Origin of the sequence: Arthrobacter sp., assembly GCF_031179985.1 — a bacterium.
Lineage (GTDB): Bacteria > Actinomycetota > Actinomycetes > Actinomycetales > Micrococcaceae > Arthrobacter.
Window position 1 is genome coordinate 51,998 of record NZ_JAPSHJ010000001.1, and the last position, 14,770, is coordinate 66,767.

Annotated in this window: 12 protein-coding genes; 10 read left to right on the top strand and 2 right to left on the bottom strand. The window is 63.2% G+C overall.

Going from position 1 to position 14,770, the window contains the following annotated elements; translation table 11 throughout:
* Positions 1-35: 35 nt before the first annotated feature.
* The 10 genes from RIN13_RS00290 to RIN13_RS00335 all read left to right on the top strand — a co-directional run bounded on the left by RIN13_RS00290 (position 36) and on the right by RIN13_RS00335 (position 10,938).
* A complete protein-coding gene (locus RIN13_RS00290; protein ID WP_309105342.1) occupies positions 36-1,010 on the top strand; it encodes a tripartite tricarboxylate transporter substrate binding protein in 975 nt (324 codons plus the stop codon).
* Positions 1,011-1,012: 2 nt separating this feature from the next.
* The gene (locus RIN13_RS00295; RefSeq protein ID WP_309105343.1) at positions 1,013-1,588 is read left to right on the top strand and encodes a tripartite tricarboxylate transporter TctB family protein; all 576 of its coding nucleotides are present in this window, start codon (positions 1,013-1,015) and stop codon (positions 1,586-1,588) included.
* Positions 1,585-3,141 carry a tripartite tricarboxylate transporter permease gene (locus tag RIN13_RS00300; protein ID WP_309105344.1) on the top strand — a complete coding sequence of 519 codons (1,557 nt, stop codon included), beginning with the start codon at positions 1,585-1,587 and terminating at the stop codon, positions 3,139-3,141. The genes RIN13_RS00295 and RIN13_RS00300 overlap by 4 nt, the downstream gene beginning before the upstream one ends.
* Positions 3,138-4,277: a sialidase family protein gene (locus RIN13_RS00305; protein ID WP_309105345.1), complete on the top strand. Its 1,140-nt coding sequence runs from the start codon at positions 3,138-3,140 to the stop codon at positions 4,275-4,277. The genes RIN13_RS00300 and RIN13_RS00305 overlap by 4 nt, the downstream gene beginning before the upstream one ends.
* The gene (locus RIN13_RS00310) at positions 4,274-5,152 is read left to right on the top strand and encodes a dihydrodipicolinate synthase family protein (protein WP_309105346.1); all 879 of its coding nucleotides are present in this window, start codon (positions 4,274-4,276) and stop codon (positions 5,150-5,152) included. Before RIN13_RS00305 ends, RIN13_RS00310 begins: the two co-directional genes overlap by 4 nt.
* A 43-nt stretch (positions 5,153-5,195) precedes the next feature.
* Positions 5,196-6,830 carry a fucose isomerase gene (locus tag RIN13_RS00315; protein ID WP_309105347.1) on the top strand — a complete coding sequence of 545 codons (1,635 nt, stop codon included), beginning with the start codon at positions 5,196-5,198 and terminating at the stop codon, positions 6,828-6,830.
* Between the two features lie 10 nt (positions 6,831-6,840).
* On the top strand, positions 6,841-8,421 hold the full coding sequence (locus RIN13_RS00320; RefSeq protein ID WP_309105348.1) for an FGGY-family carbohydrate kinase: 1,581 nt from the start codon (positions 6,841-6,843) through the stop codon (positions 8,419-8,421).
* A 2-nt stretch (positions 8,422-8,423) separates the two neighbouring features.
* On the top strand, positions 8,424-9,380 hold the full coding sequence (locus RIN13_RS00325; protein WP_309105349.1) for a ribokinase: 957 nt from the start codon (positions 8,424-8,426) through the stop codon (positions 9,378-9,380).
* 87 nt (positions 9,381-9,467) lie between these two features.
* Positions 9,468-10,385, top strand: a complete 918-nt coding sequence (locus tag RIN13_RS00330; RefSeq protein ID WP_309105350.1) for a LysR family transcriptional regulator — start codon at positions 9,468-9,470, stop codon at positions 10,383-10,385.
* A gap of 46 nt (positions 10,386-10,431) precedes the next feature.
* Positions 10,432-10,938 (top strand): DUF2004 domain-containing protein, encoded by a 507-nt coding sequence (locus RIN13_RS00335; protein ID WP_309105351.1) that lies wholly within the window; start codon positions 10,432-10,434, stop codon positions 10,936-10,938.
* A gap of 79 nt (positions 10,939-11,017) precedes the next feature.
* Here RIN13_RS00335 and metE read toward each other — a convergent pair whose 3' ends face one another.
* Together metE and RIN13_RS00345 are read right to left on the bottom strand one after the other, a co-directional pair.
* A complete protein-coding gene (metE, locus tag RIN13_RS00340) occupies positions 11,018-13,360 on the bottom strand; it encodes a 5-methyltetrahydropteroyltriglutamate--homocysteine S-methyltransferase (RefSeq protein WP_309105352.1) in 2,343 nt (780 codons plus the stop codon).
* 108 nt (positions 13,361-13,468) lie between these two features.
* Entirely contained in the window at positions 13,469-14,437 is a 969-nt protein-coding gene (locus RIN13_RS00345) for a methylenetetrahydrofolate reductase (RefSeq protein ID WP_309105353.1), read from the bottom strand.
* Positions 14,438-14,770 lie beyond the last annotated feature (333 nt).

The window sequence follows — 14,770 nt, forward strand, 5'->3', positions numbered from 1 at the left end:
CACCACCCGCACCGCAACAACAAGGAAGTTGGATCATGAAAAAGTCTCGCAGTCTCACCTTAGCCAGCGTTTTTTCCGCTGCTGCCCTTGCGCTCACAGCATGCCAGGGAGGAGGTGGCGGAACCGGTGGCGCACCCGCTGCTGATAACTATCCGGAAAAGGACATCACCTTCATCGTCCAGGCTGCGGCTGGTGGCGGGTCCGACCTTGCCTCCCGCGCCCTCGCCGCCGAGCTTGAGAAGGACCTCGGTGTGTCCGTAATCGTGGAAAACCGTCCAGGTGCCTCGGGCTCAACAGCTATGCAGTATGTGGCCGATGCCAAGCCGGACGGTTACACCATCGGCTTCGTCCCGGTGGAAATCTCCATGCTCGGCCATCAGGGCTTCGACGTCGATCCCGCGAACTATGACTTCCTCGGACAGATCATGCTCGCCCCCGGTGTCGTCTCCGTACCGGTGGACAGCCCGATTAAAACAATGGACGACCTGGTCGCTGCCGGCAAGAAAGAGCCCCTGAATATGGCTAACTCAGGCCCGGGCTCCATTTGGGAAGCAGCAGAGCGGGGCATCGCCGACGCCACCGGCGCCCAGATAGTTCCCGTACCGTTCGACGGCGGTGCTCCCGCCGTGGCAGCTGTCATCGGCAAACAAGTAGACGGGGCAGTAGGTGGAACCTCTGAATCACAGGCTGCACACAATGCTGGCCAGATCCGTGCCCTTGCCGTGCTCCACAACGAGCGCCACCCCCTGATCAAGGACGTTCCCACCGCGAAGGAACTCGGCTACGACCTTGAATTCGGCGGCTGGGGCGGCGTTTATGCTCCCAAGGACCTGCCCGCTGAAGTCCGTGACCGCCTTGCCAGTGCAATTGAGAAGTCTGCCAAATCTGAAGGTTTCATCAACACGATCTCCAAGGGCGGGGCCCTGCCGGTCTACAAGTCGCCTGAGGACTTCACCTCCTTCATTGACAGCGAGTACGAGCGCTTCGGCAAGCTTCTGAAGAAGAGCTGATCATGAACGCCAGTCCCCTCAATCGCCGGGACCGTAAGGCGGAAGCGCCGGTGCGTAACGACGTCGAGCCGGCTGGTATGAATGCCGCTCCGGGCGAGGAGGCAGACGCACCGGCTGCTTCTGCCTCCGCCAACCCCTCAAAGTGGCTTGAAATCGCCGTAGCCACGGCCGCCGTCGCGCTCACCGCCGCGGTGTACCTGCTTGGCGGAGAAATCCAGCTCAGGGCTGAACAGCCGGGCATGACTCCGCGGTCCTGGCCGCAGTTGCTCGGCGGACTGGGACTTGCTCTCTCCATCATTCTGCTGCTCATTGCGGTACTCCGCCCGCCACAGCCGCGATCCGATCTCGAAGCCTCTACCCGGCCAGGATGGCTTCGGCTGCTCCTCACAGTAGCCGCCACCATCGCGTTCCTCGCGGCATGGCCCCTTCTCGGCTTCGTCTTTACGGCCCCGGTGTTCATTGCCGTGGTGACCGCCATCGGGGGCGGACGGGGATTCCGTGCGCTGCTCATCTACCCCGTTGTGATGGCCGCTCTGATCTACGCGCTGTTCAACCTACTCCTGAAAGTGCCGCTATGAATTCACTGGAAGCAGGACTGAGCGCAGTCACGGATCCGATAACCCTCCTATGTCTGATCATCGGCCTCGCGGTTGGAACGCTCGTGGGCGTATTCCCCGGTGTCACCGGATCAATGGCAGTTGCACTGGCATCCGGGTTCACCTTGACTCTGGAACCCGTGCAGGGTCTGGCCGTACTCCTCAGCATCTACGTCGGAGCCAACTATGGGGACCGCGTCCCGTCCATCCTGGTCAACACCCCGGGAACTCCGGCGGCCATAGCCACCACCTTCGACGGCTATCCCATGGCCAAGGACGGGCGCGCCGGCCTTGCTCTCGTCATCTCATCGATCGCTTCGACGGTGGCAATCCTGGCGTCGATCGTGGTTTTCATTCTGGCGGCTCAGCCTGTGGCATCTTTGGCACTGAACTTTGGCCCGCCGGAGATGTTCGCCCTGGTGGTCTTCGGTTTGACCATCATGGTCTCCATCTCCTCGAAGTCCCTGGTCAAGGGTCTTCTTGCCGGCATCGTCGGCCTGGTGCTAGGAACCATTGGACGGGACCCCATCACCGGGGACCGCCGTTTCACTTTCGGCGTCAATGACCTTGCCGGCGGACTGGACTTCATCGCCATCATCATCGGCCTGTTCGGCATTGCGGAGCTTTTCGACCAGCTCCTGACGCACCATGAGCACAAGATCAAGCCCATATCCTCTTTGGGCAGGTGGTGGCCGAGCAAGGCCGAGTACAAGCAGATGGGCAAGCCCATGGCCCTGGGCACGGGAATCGGGATTTTCACCGGAGTCGTGCCGGCAGCCGGCGGCGACATCGCAGGCTTGATCGGATGGGACCGGGCTCGGGCAATATCCAAGGAAAAGGATAAGTTCGGCAAAGGCTCCATTGAAGGGATCACGGCGGCGGACAGCGCCTCCAGCGGAACGCTCGGCGGCTCCCTCACCACCACTATGGCACTGGGCATCCCGGGCGATTCAGTGATGGCGGTGATGATTGGATCCATGGTCATCTGGGGCCTCCAGCCCGGCCCGCAGCTCTTCACCAACAACCCCGAACTCGTGGTGTCGATCGCCGCGATCATGATCATTGCCACGGTGGTCTCTCTGGTCGTGAGCCTCGTGCGCATGCGGGGAATGGTCAAGCTCATGGATCTGCCAAACCACTATATTTGGTCAGCTATCCTGATTTTCTGCCTCGTAGGCACCTACACGGTCACCAACAACATGTACACAGTCATCGTCATGCTCATAGCCGGCGTGATTGGCCTGGTCATGAAGCGGACCGGATTCCCGGCGGGCCCGGTCGTGCTGGGGCTGCTCCTCGGTCCTCTGGCCGAATCAAACCTGCGCCGTGCACTCCTGATCGACGGGCCGGCCATCCTCGTCACCCACCCCATTTCTCTGGTGCTGCTGTTGCTTGCCGCTGTCTCGCTTGCTCTGCCCATCATCGCCAAGGTACGCAGTGCGCGCCTGGGCGAGGGCGGCGCAGCCTCCCTTGAGGAGCGCCTCGCAGAGCGGACGCGGCGGGAGGCAGCCAGCCCGGTGAAGGAACCGAAATGAGTTCCTCCGCCATCACCCAGGGTGTGTCGCGTGAGTGGGTTGCTTCTCCCCACCACGCGTTCGGGCGGCTCTGGCACCAGTGCCATGCGTCCACCGTGCTCGCCCTTGGGGATGGGCTGTTGTGCGCCTGGTTCGCGGGAACTGAAGAAGGCACGGCCGACAACCGGATCTGGAGCTCCAAGCGGGACACTGACGGGGTCTGGAGCTCCCCGCGCATCATCGCCGGAACAACGCACGTTGCCCATTGGAATCCAGTGCTTGCCCACGCCCCTAACGGCGAGGTCTGGCTCTTCCACAAGCGCGGGGATCGCATCTCGTCCTGGAGCACATGGGTGTGCACAAGCCCCGATGAAGGCGCCACCTGGACCGAGGCCCGTGAACTCGTTCCCGGTGATACCGGTGGGCGCGGCCCGGTTAAGAACCCTCCCATCCAAATAGAGGACGGCGCTTGGCTGGCACCGGGCTCCACAGAGAAGTGGGATCCGGACGGTGCTGTATGGGAATGCTTCGTTGACCGCTCCACCGACGGAGGCTCGACGTGGGCCTCCTCGCCGATACCACTCCCCCGCAACGGGGTGACAGGTGCAGGCATCATCCAGCCCGCGCTCTGGGCCAATGGCAGCTCAGTCGGTGCCCTGATGCGATCCACGGAGGGCCGGGCCTACGTCTCGTTCTCGGACGACGACGGACGGACCTTCTCGTTTGCAGAACCGAGCACACTGCCCAACAACAACAGCGGCCTCACGGTCGCCCAGCTGCCTGACGGCACCCTCGCCTGCGTTCACAACCCCACCACCGCAAACTGGGGCTCCCGGTGCCCGCTTGCTGTCTCCGTCTCATCAGACGGGCGCAACTGGCGTTCCGCCGTCGTCGTCGAAGATGGCCTGACGCCTTTGGACGGCTTCGAACCCAGCCTCCCCGCCGAATCCGTCACCGGCTTCCAGCCTAGGGACGAAGGGGTACGCACGGACGGCACCGGCGAGTACTCCTACCCCGCCGCAGTGGTGCTCGACGACGATCTGGTCATCACCTACACCTGGCAGCGTAGGGCCATCGCCTGCGCGACAGTTCCCCTGGATCTGCTCGCCCTTCCTGAAACACACCATCCTGAAACACACCGAGAGGCTTCCTCATGACCGCGCAGATTATCAGCGCCCTCCCCGTTCCCTTCACTACTGAAGGCAGCATCGAGTGGGACAGCTACGACGCCCTGCTGCAACGCATTTCCCCGCATGTGCACGGAGCCCTGGTTGCCGGCACCACCGGCGAGTTCCCGGCTCTCGACGACGACGAACGGCTCGAAGCCTTCCGCCGCGCCTGCCTCGTCCTCGGGACCGAACGCGTGATCGCCCACATCGGCCACCCCAGCCCCCGCCAAGTGGTCCGGCTCGGCAAGGCCGCCGCGGCGCTCGGGATTACCCGAATGGCAACCCTCAGCCCCTATTACCTGCCTGCCGATGACGCAGCCGTCGTCGAATTCTTCCGCGGCGTCACAGCTTCCCTCCCCGGGATCGATCATTACGTCTACCTCTTCCCCGAGCGCACGGGCATCACCGTCTCCACTGGTGCGTTCCGGGAAATCATGGCACTGCCGGGGGTTCGCGGCACAAAGCTCTCTGGAGCCGCCACGTTGGACCTGGTGGCCTATTCCGCTGAGCTTCAACCTGGCCAGGAGGTATATTCCGGAGACGATTCCACTCTGCCGCAGGTCCTTGAAAACGGTGGCACCGGAGTTGTGTCCGGCGTTTCCGCAGCTTTCCCGGAGACCTTCGCCCGCCTGGCGGCTGCGCTTGACACTTCGCCGCAGAAGGGTGAGGGAATCAGCGACGAAGCGCAATCCCTGCAGAAGACTGTAGTGGAACTGGTCCGTCTGGCGGGGCCGTCCATCATCCGCCTGAAGGAGGCAGTTTCGGTAAACGTCGACGGCCAATGGGCTTCGCGCATGCCGATGCCGGCAATCGATGACTCTCTGCGCAGCGAGCTCCACCAGGCCGCTGCCCTCAATTCCTGAACCCTGCGAGCGCCTAAACCGTTCCAAACCCGAGGAGATTTACGTGACCACTTACGCATTCCCCGAGCAGCTCCAGTTGCCGGACCTTCTGGAAAAGACCGTCTACACGGTAGCCAGCGGGGACCTCCGCCTCAGCGCCAACACGGCCGGCTGGCCCACCCAGCAGAAGCTGGAAGCGGACTTCGCCGCCGCCGTCGAACGCTTCGGTTTCCAGGTCCACCGGGCACACGAAGTGGATCCTGAGACCGGCCACGGTTTTATCGACAGCCAGCGCGCCGGACTGGAGGTTTTCCGGAACGTTCCCGCCACGGCTCCCCTTGTGGTGGTTGATGCCGTGTGGCAGTACAGCCATCATGTATTGGCCGGGCTGCGCACACACCAGGGCCCCATCCTGATCGTGGCCAACTGGGCCGGCGATTTCCCGGGCTTGGTCGGCCTGCTGAACCTGGCTGCTTCGCTAACCAAGGCGGGTGTGCCTTACTCCTCGCTGTGGAGCAAAGACTTCACAGACGAGTGGGCAACGGAAAAAGTGGGCGAGTGGCTTGAAACAGGCACTATCCGGCACGACGTCAGCCACGTTCGTGATCTGGCAGGACTGCCGGACACGGACGAGGCACGGTTGGGCCAGGCGCTGGCACAGCAGCTGCGACAGGAGAAAGCCATCATCGGTGTTTTCGATGAAGGCTGCATGGGTATGTACAACGCAATCATCGACGACGAGCTGCTGAACCCGCTGGGTATTTACAAGGAACGCCTTTCACAGTCGGGGCTGGTGGCCGAAATGCAGAAGGTTGCCGACGATGAGGCGCAGAAAATCCGTGCCTGGCTGGACGATGCGGGATTCACTTTCCACTTCGGCAGTGACGACGCCACTGAGCTCACCGAAGCCCAGGTACATGAACAGCTGAAGATGTACATCGCGGCAATGAGGATTGCCGACGACTTCGGTGTTGACGCGATTGGCATCCAGTACCAACAGGGCCTCAAAGACATGACCCCGGCTTCGGACCTGGTGGAAGGGTTGCTCAACAACGTTTCCCGCCCGCCTGTGATTTCCCGGGACGGAGCCCGGGAACTATACGAGGGCGCGGCGCTGCCTCACTTCAACGAAGTGGACGAGGGCGTGGCGGTGGATGCGCTGATCACCAACCGCATCTGGACGGCCATGGGCCTGGATCCTGCGACGACCCTTCATGACATCCGCTGGGGCGAGGACTACGACGGCGAATTCGTATGGGTCTTTGAGATCTCCGGTTCGGTGCCTGCCTCACACAACGGCGGCTATGACAAGTCCCACGGCCTCAGGCAACCCGCCATGTTTTTCCCCAAGGGCGGTTCCACTCTGTCCGGAACCTCGAAACCCGGCGAGATTGTCTGGTCCCGGGTTTTTATCATGGACGGGGCACTCCATGTGGACCTTGGCCGGGGACACGCGATTGAGCTGCCCGACGAGGAAACCCAACGCCGGCTCAATGCCACAAACAAGGAATGGCCCATCATGCACGCCGTGCTGCATGGCGTCTCGCGCGACCAGCTCATGGCTCGGCACAAGGCCAACCACGTCCAGGTTGTTTATGCACCGGACGCCGAGACGGCCGACCGGGCCCTGGTGGCCAAGGCCGCACTCTTCCGGGAACTGGGCGTCCGCGTGCACCTTTGCGGCGACGTAAACCTTTAGGGCATCCGTCATGGCGGATGTAGTACTCGGCGTCGATATCGGCACTTCCAGCAGCAAAGGCGTGCTGGTCGACCTTGCCGGCAATGTGCTGCGGAGTGAGACCCTGGAGCACCGCGTCGACCGGCCGCAACCAGGCTGGGTTGAAATGGACGCACGCGTGTGGTGGGAGGAGTTCGTGGCGATCACCCGCAGCGTCGTCACGCCCGAGGACTCTGTTATCGCCGTCGGCGTCAGCGGGATGGGGCCGTGTGTCCTTTTGGCCGACGCCGGCGGCACTCCCCTGCGTCCTGCGATTCTCTACGGGGTGGACACACGGGCCACTGCCCAGATCGCGGAGCTGACGGAACGCCTCGGCGGCGCCCACAAGATCCTGGACAGGTGCGGTTCCGTGTTGTCCACGCAGGCCGTAGGGCCCAAAATCGCCTGGATTGAAGACCACGAGCCGGAGGTTGCCGGGGAAGCACGGTTGCTATTCATGCCGGCTTCCTGGTTGGCTTACAAGTTGACCGGTAAATACGTGCTTGATCACCACTCAGCCAGCCAGTGCACGCCGCTTTACGATGCCGGAGCCCTCGACTGGTACCAACCTTGGGTCAAGGAGATTGCACCGCGCCTTGCCCTGCCGCCGTTGCGCTGGCCTTCGGAAACGGCCGGACAAGTGACGGAGAAGGCGGCTGCACGAACCGGGCTGCCCCAGGGAATTCCGGTGATAACCGGGACCATCGATGCCTGGACGGAATCGGTCAGTGTTGGAGCGCAGGAACCGGGTGACCTCATGCTGATGTATGGCACCACGATGTTCCTCGTCCACACCACGGCCAAACGCATCTCCGTCCCTGAGTTGTGGGGAACGGTGGGCGCTTATGAGGGAACCCGTTCCCTTGCCGGCGGGATGGCGACGTCGGGAGCAATCACCAGCTGGCTAAAAGAACTTTTCAGTGCCGTGGATTACCCGCAGCTGCTTGCTGAAGCACAAGAGTCCGGACCAGGTGCGAAGGGTCTACTTATGCTGCCCTACTTCGCAGGGGAGCGGACGCCCATCGCCGACCCCGAAGCGCGCGGGGTTGTGGCCGGGCTGACGTTGTCCCATGGTCGCGGAGATCTCTACCGCGCAGCGCTGGAGGCCACGGCCATGGGCGTACGCCACAACATCGACAGAATGGAGGAGGCCGGGGCATCAATTACCCGCGTGGTAGCCGTTGGCGGTGGCACCCAGGGCGGCCTGTGGACCCAGATTGTCTCCGACGTCACGGGACGCGAGCAGGTTGTTCCAGCCAAAACCATCGGTGCAAGTTACGGTGCAGCTTTCCTCGCAGCCCAGGCCGTCGCAGGACGGTCTTTCACGGGCACCGCCGGTGAGGCTGGAACCGCCGCTTCGATCGCTGAATGGAACCCCGCGTCCCATGTTGTGTACCCGCAGCCTGCACTCAGGCAGAACTACGACGAGCTCTATGCCCTGTACCGTGAACTGTATCCGGCAACCCGTGAGCTCCAGCACCGCCTGGCGGAGCGCCAGCAGCGCCTGTCCAGCAATCGCGAAGCCCACCATGCAGCGGCCAGCCAAGCACCACTAGGGGGAAACAAGCTATGACAATGTCAAACGGAACCGTTGCCGTTGTCGGCTCCATCAACATCGACCTTCTGCTGATGGTGGACCGCCTTCCTGCAGCGGGCGAAACCGTCTTGGGAACTGGCGGGACGCTTTCACCAGGCGGGAAAGGCGCCAACCAGGCGGTTGCTGCTGCCCGCCAAGGGGCCACGGTGCTGATGGTGGGCGCAGTGGGCAGTGATGCCCACGCGTCCGAAGCAACGAGGCTGCTTCAGGACAGCGGAGTAAGCCTTGACCTGGTTGCTGCCGTTGAAGGCCCCACCGGGTTGGCGGTAGTAAGCGTGGACAGCAACGCAGAGAACAGCATCGTGGTGATTCCCGGGGCGAATAACCACGTGGATTCCAACATGGTAGCGGCCGATCTTCCCCGCCTGCGATCCTGTGGCGTTGTGGTGCTCCAAGGCGAACTGCCTCTGGCCACGACGGATTTCACGGTCCGGGAATTGCGGGACTCGGAAGTCCTGGTTGTTTTGAATCTTGCTCCGGTGATCCCACTCTCAGCCGAAAGCATCCGGTCGGCTGACGTCCTGATCGTTAATGAACATGAGGCCATCGAAGCCCTGCGGTTGCTCTCCAAGGAGCCGCAACCCCAGGTGGGGCCTGAAATGCACGACGCCGACACCGTGCGGAGCGCGTTGGCCCTGGCGGACTCGCTGGTTTCCGCCGGCGTTCAATCCGCCGTCATCACGCTGGGCGCCTGCGGAGCAGTCGTCGGCGAAACAAGGGGCTCCGTACACGTTCCGCCGGTAGCCGTTGATGCCGTTGACACGACCGGCGCAGGCGATGCCTTTGTAGGCGCCGTTGCTGCAGGACTGGCAGAAGGTCTGAGCCTGCACGCAGCTGCGGAATTGGCCGTTGCCGTCGCCGCGCAGTCGGTTATTTCGTATGGCGCCCAGGAGTCCTACCCTTGGCGGACGGGAAGCTCACCGGCTCTGAGCTAACGCGCCGCGTCTTTGAACTAGGATGATCGGACGGCGCGTTGCATCAGCATGTCTGGTGCAAGCAGGTCGCTAAGGAAAGGACTTCTGATGGTCAACCCGGTCCACCTCCGCACCTTGGTCGAAGTGGTTCGGCTGGGATCTTTTGCGGCGGCCGCCACCCGCCTGGGCTACACGGCGTCCGCCGTCTCCCAGCAAATGTCCGCCCTGGAGCGCGACACAGGGGTGGACCTGTTCCATCGTTCAGCCAAGAGCATCCTACCCACCGAGGCTGCAGTGGTCATGACCCGGCATGCTTCCAAAGTGCTGACCGACATTGAAGCCCTCATGGCGGCAGCCACCAGGACGCACGATGTCACGAGCCAGGAACTGAGGCTGGGCATCTTTCCCAGCCTGGCCACCTACGTTCTTCCCAAGATCCTGCAGAAGCCGGCCTGGAAAGACCTCGGCATCGATCTGCGCGTCTCGGTGGCAGAACCGTCGCAGACTATCCAGGGCCTGCGGACCGGCGGCGAGCTGGACCTTGCCCTCGTCTATCAGGTGGGTCAGTCCGGGCTGGCCTGGCCCCACACTTTGAACCGCCAATGGATCGGTGACGACAACTTCAGGGTTGTGCTCCCTGCCGCCTGGGGAATCCGCACGGACGCGAAAATGGCCGCCGACCACCTGTCGGAGATGCCTTGGATCGTGCACCACCCTGGAACCAGCGACGCCACGGTCATCGAGCGGCTGTTCGCCAGCTGCAACCTGCATCCGAGAGTGGTGGCCTACAGCGACGATTTCCATGCCAGCCTGGAGATGGCCGCTGCCGGTCTTGGTGCCGCGCTGGTTCCGGAGCTCGCCCTCCTGCGCCGGCCGCCGGGTGTGGTCGTGCTGGACGTCCCCGAAATCCGGCTGGCCCGGAACGTCTTTGCCCTGTTGTTCAACGAAAAGAAGACCGCCCGCGTCCAGCTCTTCGTGGATCTTCTGGCCGAAACACTCAGCAACCTGGGCTCGAAGGGGAAATAATCCCGGATGCTGGAAATACGGGGCTTTTGAGGACTATGTTGAACTCATGAACAAGGTAGCGAGCCAGCACTTTGGTGAGATTGAACTCAATCACGGCCGGGATCACAACATCGCGGCCAGACACGAGCTGGCGGGTCAGACCCTTGAGCTGGACCTGAACATCAACGCCCATGACCATTTCGACGAAGCCGCCATGCACAAGGTGGACTACCGGCTGCGTTTCCTTCCCGAGCTCGTAGACGAGGTGCGGGACATGATCGCCATCGAACTTGAGCAAGAGGGAACCAGCCCCCAGGAATACCTCCGCTTCCACAGCAACGCACTCAAACAGGAGCACCTCCAGAAAGTGTTCGGCGTCTCGGATAAGAGCGAGCTCACCAACGCCGTTTTCCTCAAGGCGCTGAAATTGGGCCACGTGGGGATCTACCCTGGGCAGCCCGAGCGGTATTTCGTCCTCGATTTCACCCTCGGCCAGCACTTCACTGATGAGGTCCTGGTTGCCTCGGCGGATGAAGACGGCGTGGTGGACGACGAGATCGTCTGGGAGTCCTGACCTCAACCAGTCACGTTGAAGTACGACGCCGGCCGGTCACCGTGTGAGGTGACCGGCCGGCGTCGTACATAGTCAGTTACTACTTGGCGGTTTCCAGCAGCTCGGCGCGAACGGTCCTGGTGGCCTCAACCAGGTTGCGCAGGGACTCTTCGGTCTCGGCATAGCCACGGGTCTTCAGGCCGCAGTCCGGGTTGACCCAGAGCTGGCGGGACGGGACGTGCTTGACGGCGGTGGTGAGGAGTTCGGTGACTTCCTGCTTGCCCGGAACGCGGGGCGAGTGGATGTCGTAAACGCCCGGGCCAACGCCGCGGCCGAAGCCGTGGGACTCGAGGTCGTGGACGACCTCCATGCGTGAGCGGGCAGCCTCGATGGAGGTGACGTCTGCGTCCAGCCCGTCGATGGCATCAATGATGGCGCCGAACTCCGAGTAGCACAGGTGGGTGTGGATCTGCGTCGCATCCGCAGCGCCGGCAGTGGACAGGCGGAACGAGTTCACGGACCAGTCAAGGTAGGCGGCCTGGTCTGCCTTCCGCAGCGGCAGGAGCTCACGCAGGGCGGGCTCGTCCACCTGGATGACCTTGATGCCTGCGGCTTCGAGGTCGGCGATCTCGTCGCGGAGTGCCAGGCCAACCTGGTTGGCGGTCTCACCCAAGGTCTGGTCATCGCGAACGAAGGACCAGGCCAGGATGGTGACCGGACCGGTGAGCATGCCCTTCATCGGCTTGCTGGTCAATGACTGGGCGTACTTGGCCCATTCCACCGTGATGGGGGCGCTGCGGGTGACGTCACCCCACAGGATGGACGGACGCGTGCAGCGTGAGCCGTAGGACTGGACCCAGCCGTGGACGGTCACGTCGAAGCCTTCGAGGTTCTCGGCGAAGTACTGGACCATGTCGTTGCGCTCGGGCTCGCCGTGCACCAGGACGTCGTAGCCGAGCTCTTCCTGGAGCTCCACAACGCGCTTGATCTCGTCCTTCATAAGCGTCTCGTACTGCTCGTTGGTGAGGTCGCCCTTGTTGTTGCGGGCACGGGCGGATCGGATTTCGGACGTCTGCGGGAAGGAACCGATGGTGGTGGTGGGCAGCGGCGGCAGGTGCAGGGCCTCTTCCTGGGCTGCTTCGCGGACCGGATACTCGGAGCGGTTGAAGTCAGCGGCGGTCAGGGCTGCAGTGCGCGCACGGACGTCGGCCCGGCGGACGCCTTCGGCCTCGGCGCGGGAAGCAATGATGCGGGTGGCTTCGTCGATGGCGGGCTGAACAGCGGCGGCGTCGGTCAGGAAGCCGGCGAGGGTAACAACCTCTACTGCCTTCTGGTCGGCGAATGCCAGCCAGCTGCGGAGCTGTTCGGACAGCTGGGCCTCTTCCTCGACGTCGTGCGGGACGTGCTGGGTGGAGGTAGAGGTGCTGATGGTTAGCTTGGCCACGGACTTCTTCAGCTCGGCGATCTTGTCTGCGGAGGCCTGAAGGTCATTGCGCCAGATGTTGTGGCCGTCAACGACGCCGGCAACGAGGGTCTTGCCGCCCAGGGCGGCGAGCTCTTCAGCGGACGGAACAGCGCCCTTGAAGGCGTCAATGTGCAAGGCGTCGATCCCGGTGGCCGCAAGCGTTGCGAACTGGCCGTTGAGGGCACCGTACGGGGTGGAAACGAACAGTTGCGGGCGGTTGGCCGCCGCGGAAAGGACCTCGTAGGAGCGGGTGACGGCGGCCTGGATCTCCTCGGCCGAGGTGTCCTGATCCACCACCAGGGCGGGCTCGTCGAGCTGGATCCAGCTGGCGCCGGCAGCAGCCAGCTTCTCCAGGAGAGCGGTGTAAACGGGTAGCACGTCCTCGAGGCGTGACAGCGGGCTGAAGCCGGCCGGCGCGTCGTCGGAAGCCTTGCTGAGCAGCAGGAAGGTCACCGGCCCCACGATGTACGGGCGCGTTTCGACGCCGCTGGCCAGGGCGTATTCGAACTCTTCAACGATGCGGTTGGAGGTCAGCGCGAAGTTGGTTTCCGGCCCGATTTCGGGCACAAGGTAGTGGTAGTTGGTGTCGAACCACTTGGTCATTTCCAGGGGCTGCTGTTCCTTGTTGCCGCGGGCAAGGGTGAAGTAACCGTCGATGTCCAGTTGGCCGTCGGCGTTGAGGAGCTGACCGAAACGTGCCGGTACCGCGCCGAGGTGGGCAGCGGCGTCGAGCACCTGGTCATAGAAGGAGAAGGTGCCGGGAACGGCAGCTGCCTCGGTGAGCCCCAGGCCCTGCAGGCGCTTGGCCGTGCCGAGCTGGATTTCCTTGGCTGCGGCGTCCAGGGCAGCGGCATCGATTTTGCCGGCCCAGTAGGCTTCAACGGCTTTTTTCAGCTCACGGCGGCGGCCGATACGCGGGTAGCCCAGGATCGAGGCGGACGGGAAGGCTGTGGCTGCGGTGGCAATCTGTTCAGTCATGTGAGGATTCCTTGAAGTTTGTCGGTGAAATTCGTGGAGGGTATGCAGAAGCGGACGGGTGTTGACCCGTCAGGAGACGGTGATCATCCGCCACGTTCCAGCGGGTATTCAGCTGGCGAGAACCTGCCGGCGGGCGATGGCACTGAGTCTGCTGGCCGGACGGGACGGTCGGGGCAAGGCCAGCTTGTCCAGGACGTCGAGGGCACACGCGTGCTCGTTGAAGGTGTACAGGTGAATGCCAGGAGCACCGGCGTCCAGGGCAGCATTGGCGAGGTCCACTGTGGCGGCCACACCAATCCGTCGGCGCTCGATATCGCTGTCTGCGGACGCGAGGCGTTCCATCAGCCGTGGATCCGGCGCGACACCCGCAAGCTCGCCGAGCCGCGTGACCCGACGGAGGCTCGTCAGCGGCATAACGCCCGGGATGATGGGGATGGTGACACCGGCACGGCGGGCCCTTGTCATCAGGTCCGCGTACTGCTCGGAGTGGAAGAACACCTGGGTAATAGCGAAATCGGCCCCCGAGCGCTGCTTGGCCAGCAGCACCTCGACGTCGTGGGCCTCGCTCGGCGATTCGGGGTGCCTTGTGGGGTAGGCAGCGACGCCAACAGCGACCTTGCCCGCACAAAGCAGGGCCGAACGGCGCTGCTCCACGCGGCGGATCAGTTCGATGAGGTCCTGGGCGTAACGGAGGGAACCGCTGGCCGGCGCCGAACCGTCCTTGGGCTCGTCTCCCCGCAGGGCCAGGATGCCTCGGACGCCGACGTCGAGCAGTTCACCGATGATCCCGGCAAGTTCCTCGGGCGTATTGCCCACGCAGGTCAGGTGTGCCAAAGGGCGGAGCGTGGTTTCGAGGATGAGCCGGTTGATGAGTTCGACGGCGGTGTCCCGGTTGGATCCGCTGGCCCCGTAGGTCACGGAGACGTAGTCGGGGTCCGTGGACTCCAGTTCGCCAATGGTGGTCCAGAGCGACTCGGCGGCAGCGGGCGACCGGGGCGGGAAGAGCTCGTAGGAGAGCGCCACTGGAGCGGTTTCCGAAAGATTTGAATGTGCCTCAATAAGGCTTGGTGGTGACATTTGCGTCCTTGGCTTTGACATTGGTGATACGTTCGTCCGGTCCTGTGGCTGGAAAGCCCGATACCAGTACGGCAGTGCCGTCAATGAATGGAGTTTGGGGAACACGAAAAGACTTCCGCAGGACGCAGCCGCGACTGTTACGCCTGGAAGGAAGTTCTCCGTGAGCAAATGTCAGGCCCACATGGGGGCACCCACACCCTCCTCACACGCCGCATTTGCGACGGGCACTGCGGAGGATCGCTGACACGTTACCTCGGTAACTTGTATAGAACTCTATGGGCCCAGCAGGACGGCTTCAAGTTGGCTCCGAATTAAGACGCAGTTTTACGGTCG

Excerpts from the sequence above, each read along its gene's own strand:
- RIN13_RS00290 (WP_309105342.1), top strand. The coding sequence starts at position 36 with ATGAAAAAGTCTCGCAGTCTCACCTTAGCCAGCGTTTTTTCCGCTGCT.
- RIN13_RS00295 (WP_309105343.1), top strand. The coding sequence starts at position 1,013 with ATGAACGCCAGTCCCCTCAATCGCCGGGACCGTAAGGCGGAAGCGCCG.
- RIN13_RS00300 (WP_309105344.1), top strand. The coding sequence starts at position 1,585 with ATGAATTCACTGGAAGCAGGACTGAGCGCAGTCACGGATCCGATAACC.
- RIN13_RS00305 (WP_309105345.1), top strand. The coding sequence starts at position 3,138 with ATGAGTTCCTCCGCCATCACCCAGGGTGTGTCGCGTGAGTGGGTTGCT.
- RIN13_RS00310 (WP_309105346.1), top strand. The coding sequence starts at position 4,274 with ATGACCGCGCAGATTATCAGCGCCCTCCCCGTTCCCTTCACTACTGAA.
- RIN13_RS00320 (WP_309105348.1), top strand. The coding sequence starts at position 6,841 with ATGGCGGATGTAGTACTCGGCGTCGATATCGGCACTTCCAGCAGCAAA.
- RIN13_RS00325 (WP_309105349.1), top strand. The coding sequence starts at position 8,424 with ATGTCAAACGGAACCGTTGCCGTTGTCGGCTCCATCAACATCGACCTT.
- RIN13_RS00330 (WP_309105350.1), top strand. The coding sequence starts at position 9,468 with ATGGTCAACCCGGTCCACCTCCGCACCTTGGTCGAAGTGGTTCGGCTG.
- RIN13_RS00335 (WP_309105351.1), top strand. The coding sequence starts at position 10,432 with ATGAACAAGGTAGCGAGCCAGCACTTTGGTGAGATTGAACTCAATCAC.
- metE (WP_309105352.1), bottom strand. The coding sequence starts at position 13,360 with ATGACTGAACAGATTGCCACCGCAGCCACAGCCTTCCCGTCCGCCTCG.
- RIN13_RS00345 (WP_309105353.1), bottom strand. The coding sequence starts at position 14,437 with ATGTCACCACCAAGCCTTATTGAGGCACATTCAAATCTTTCGGAAACC.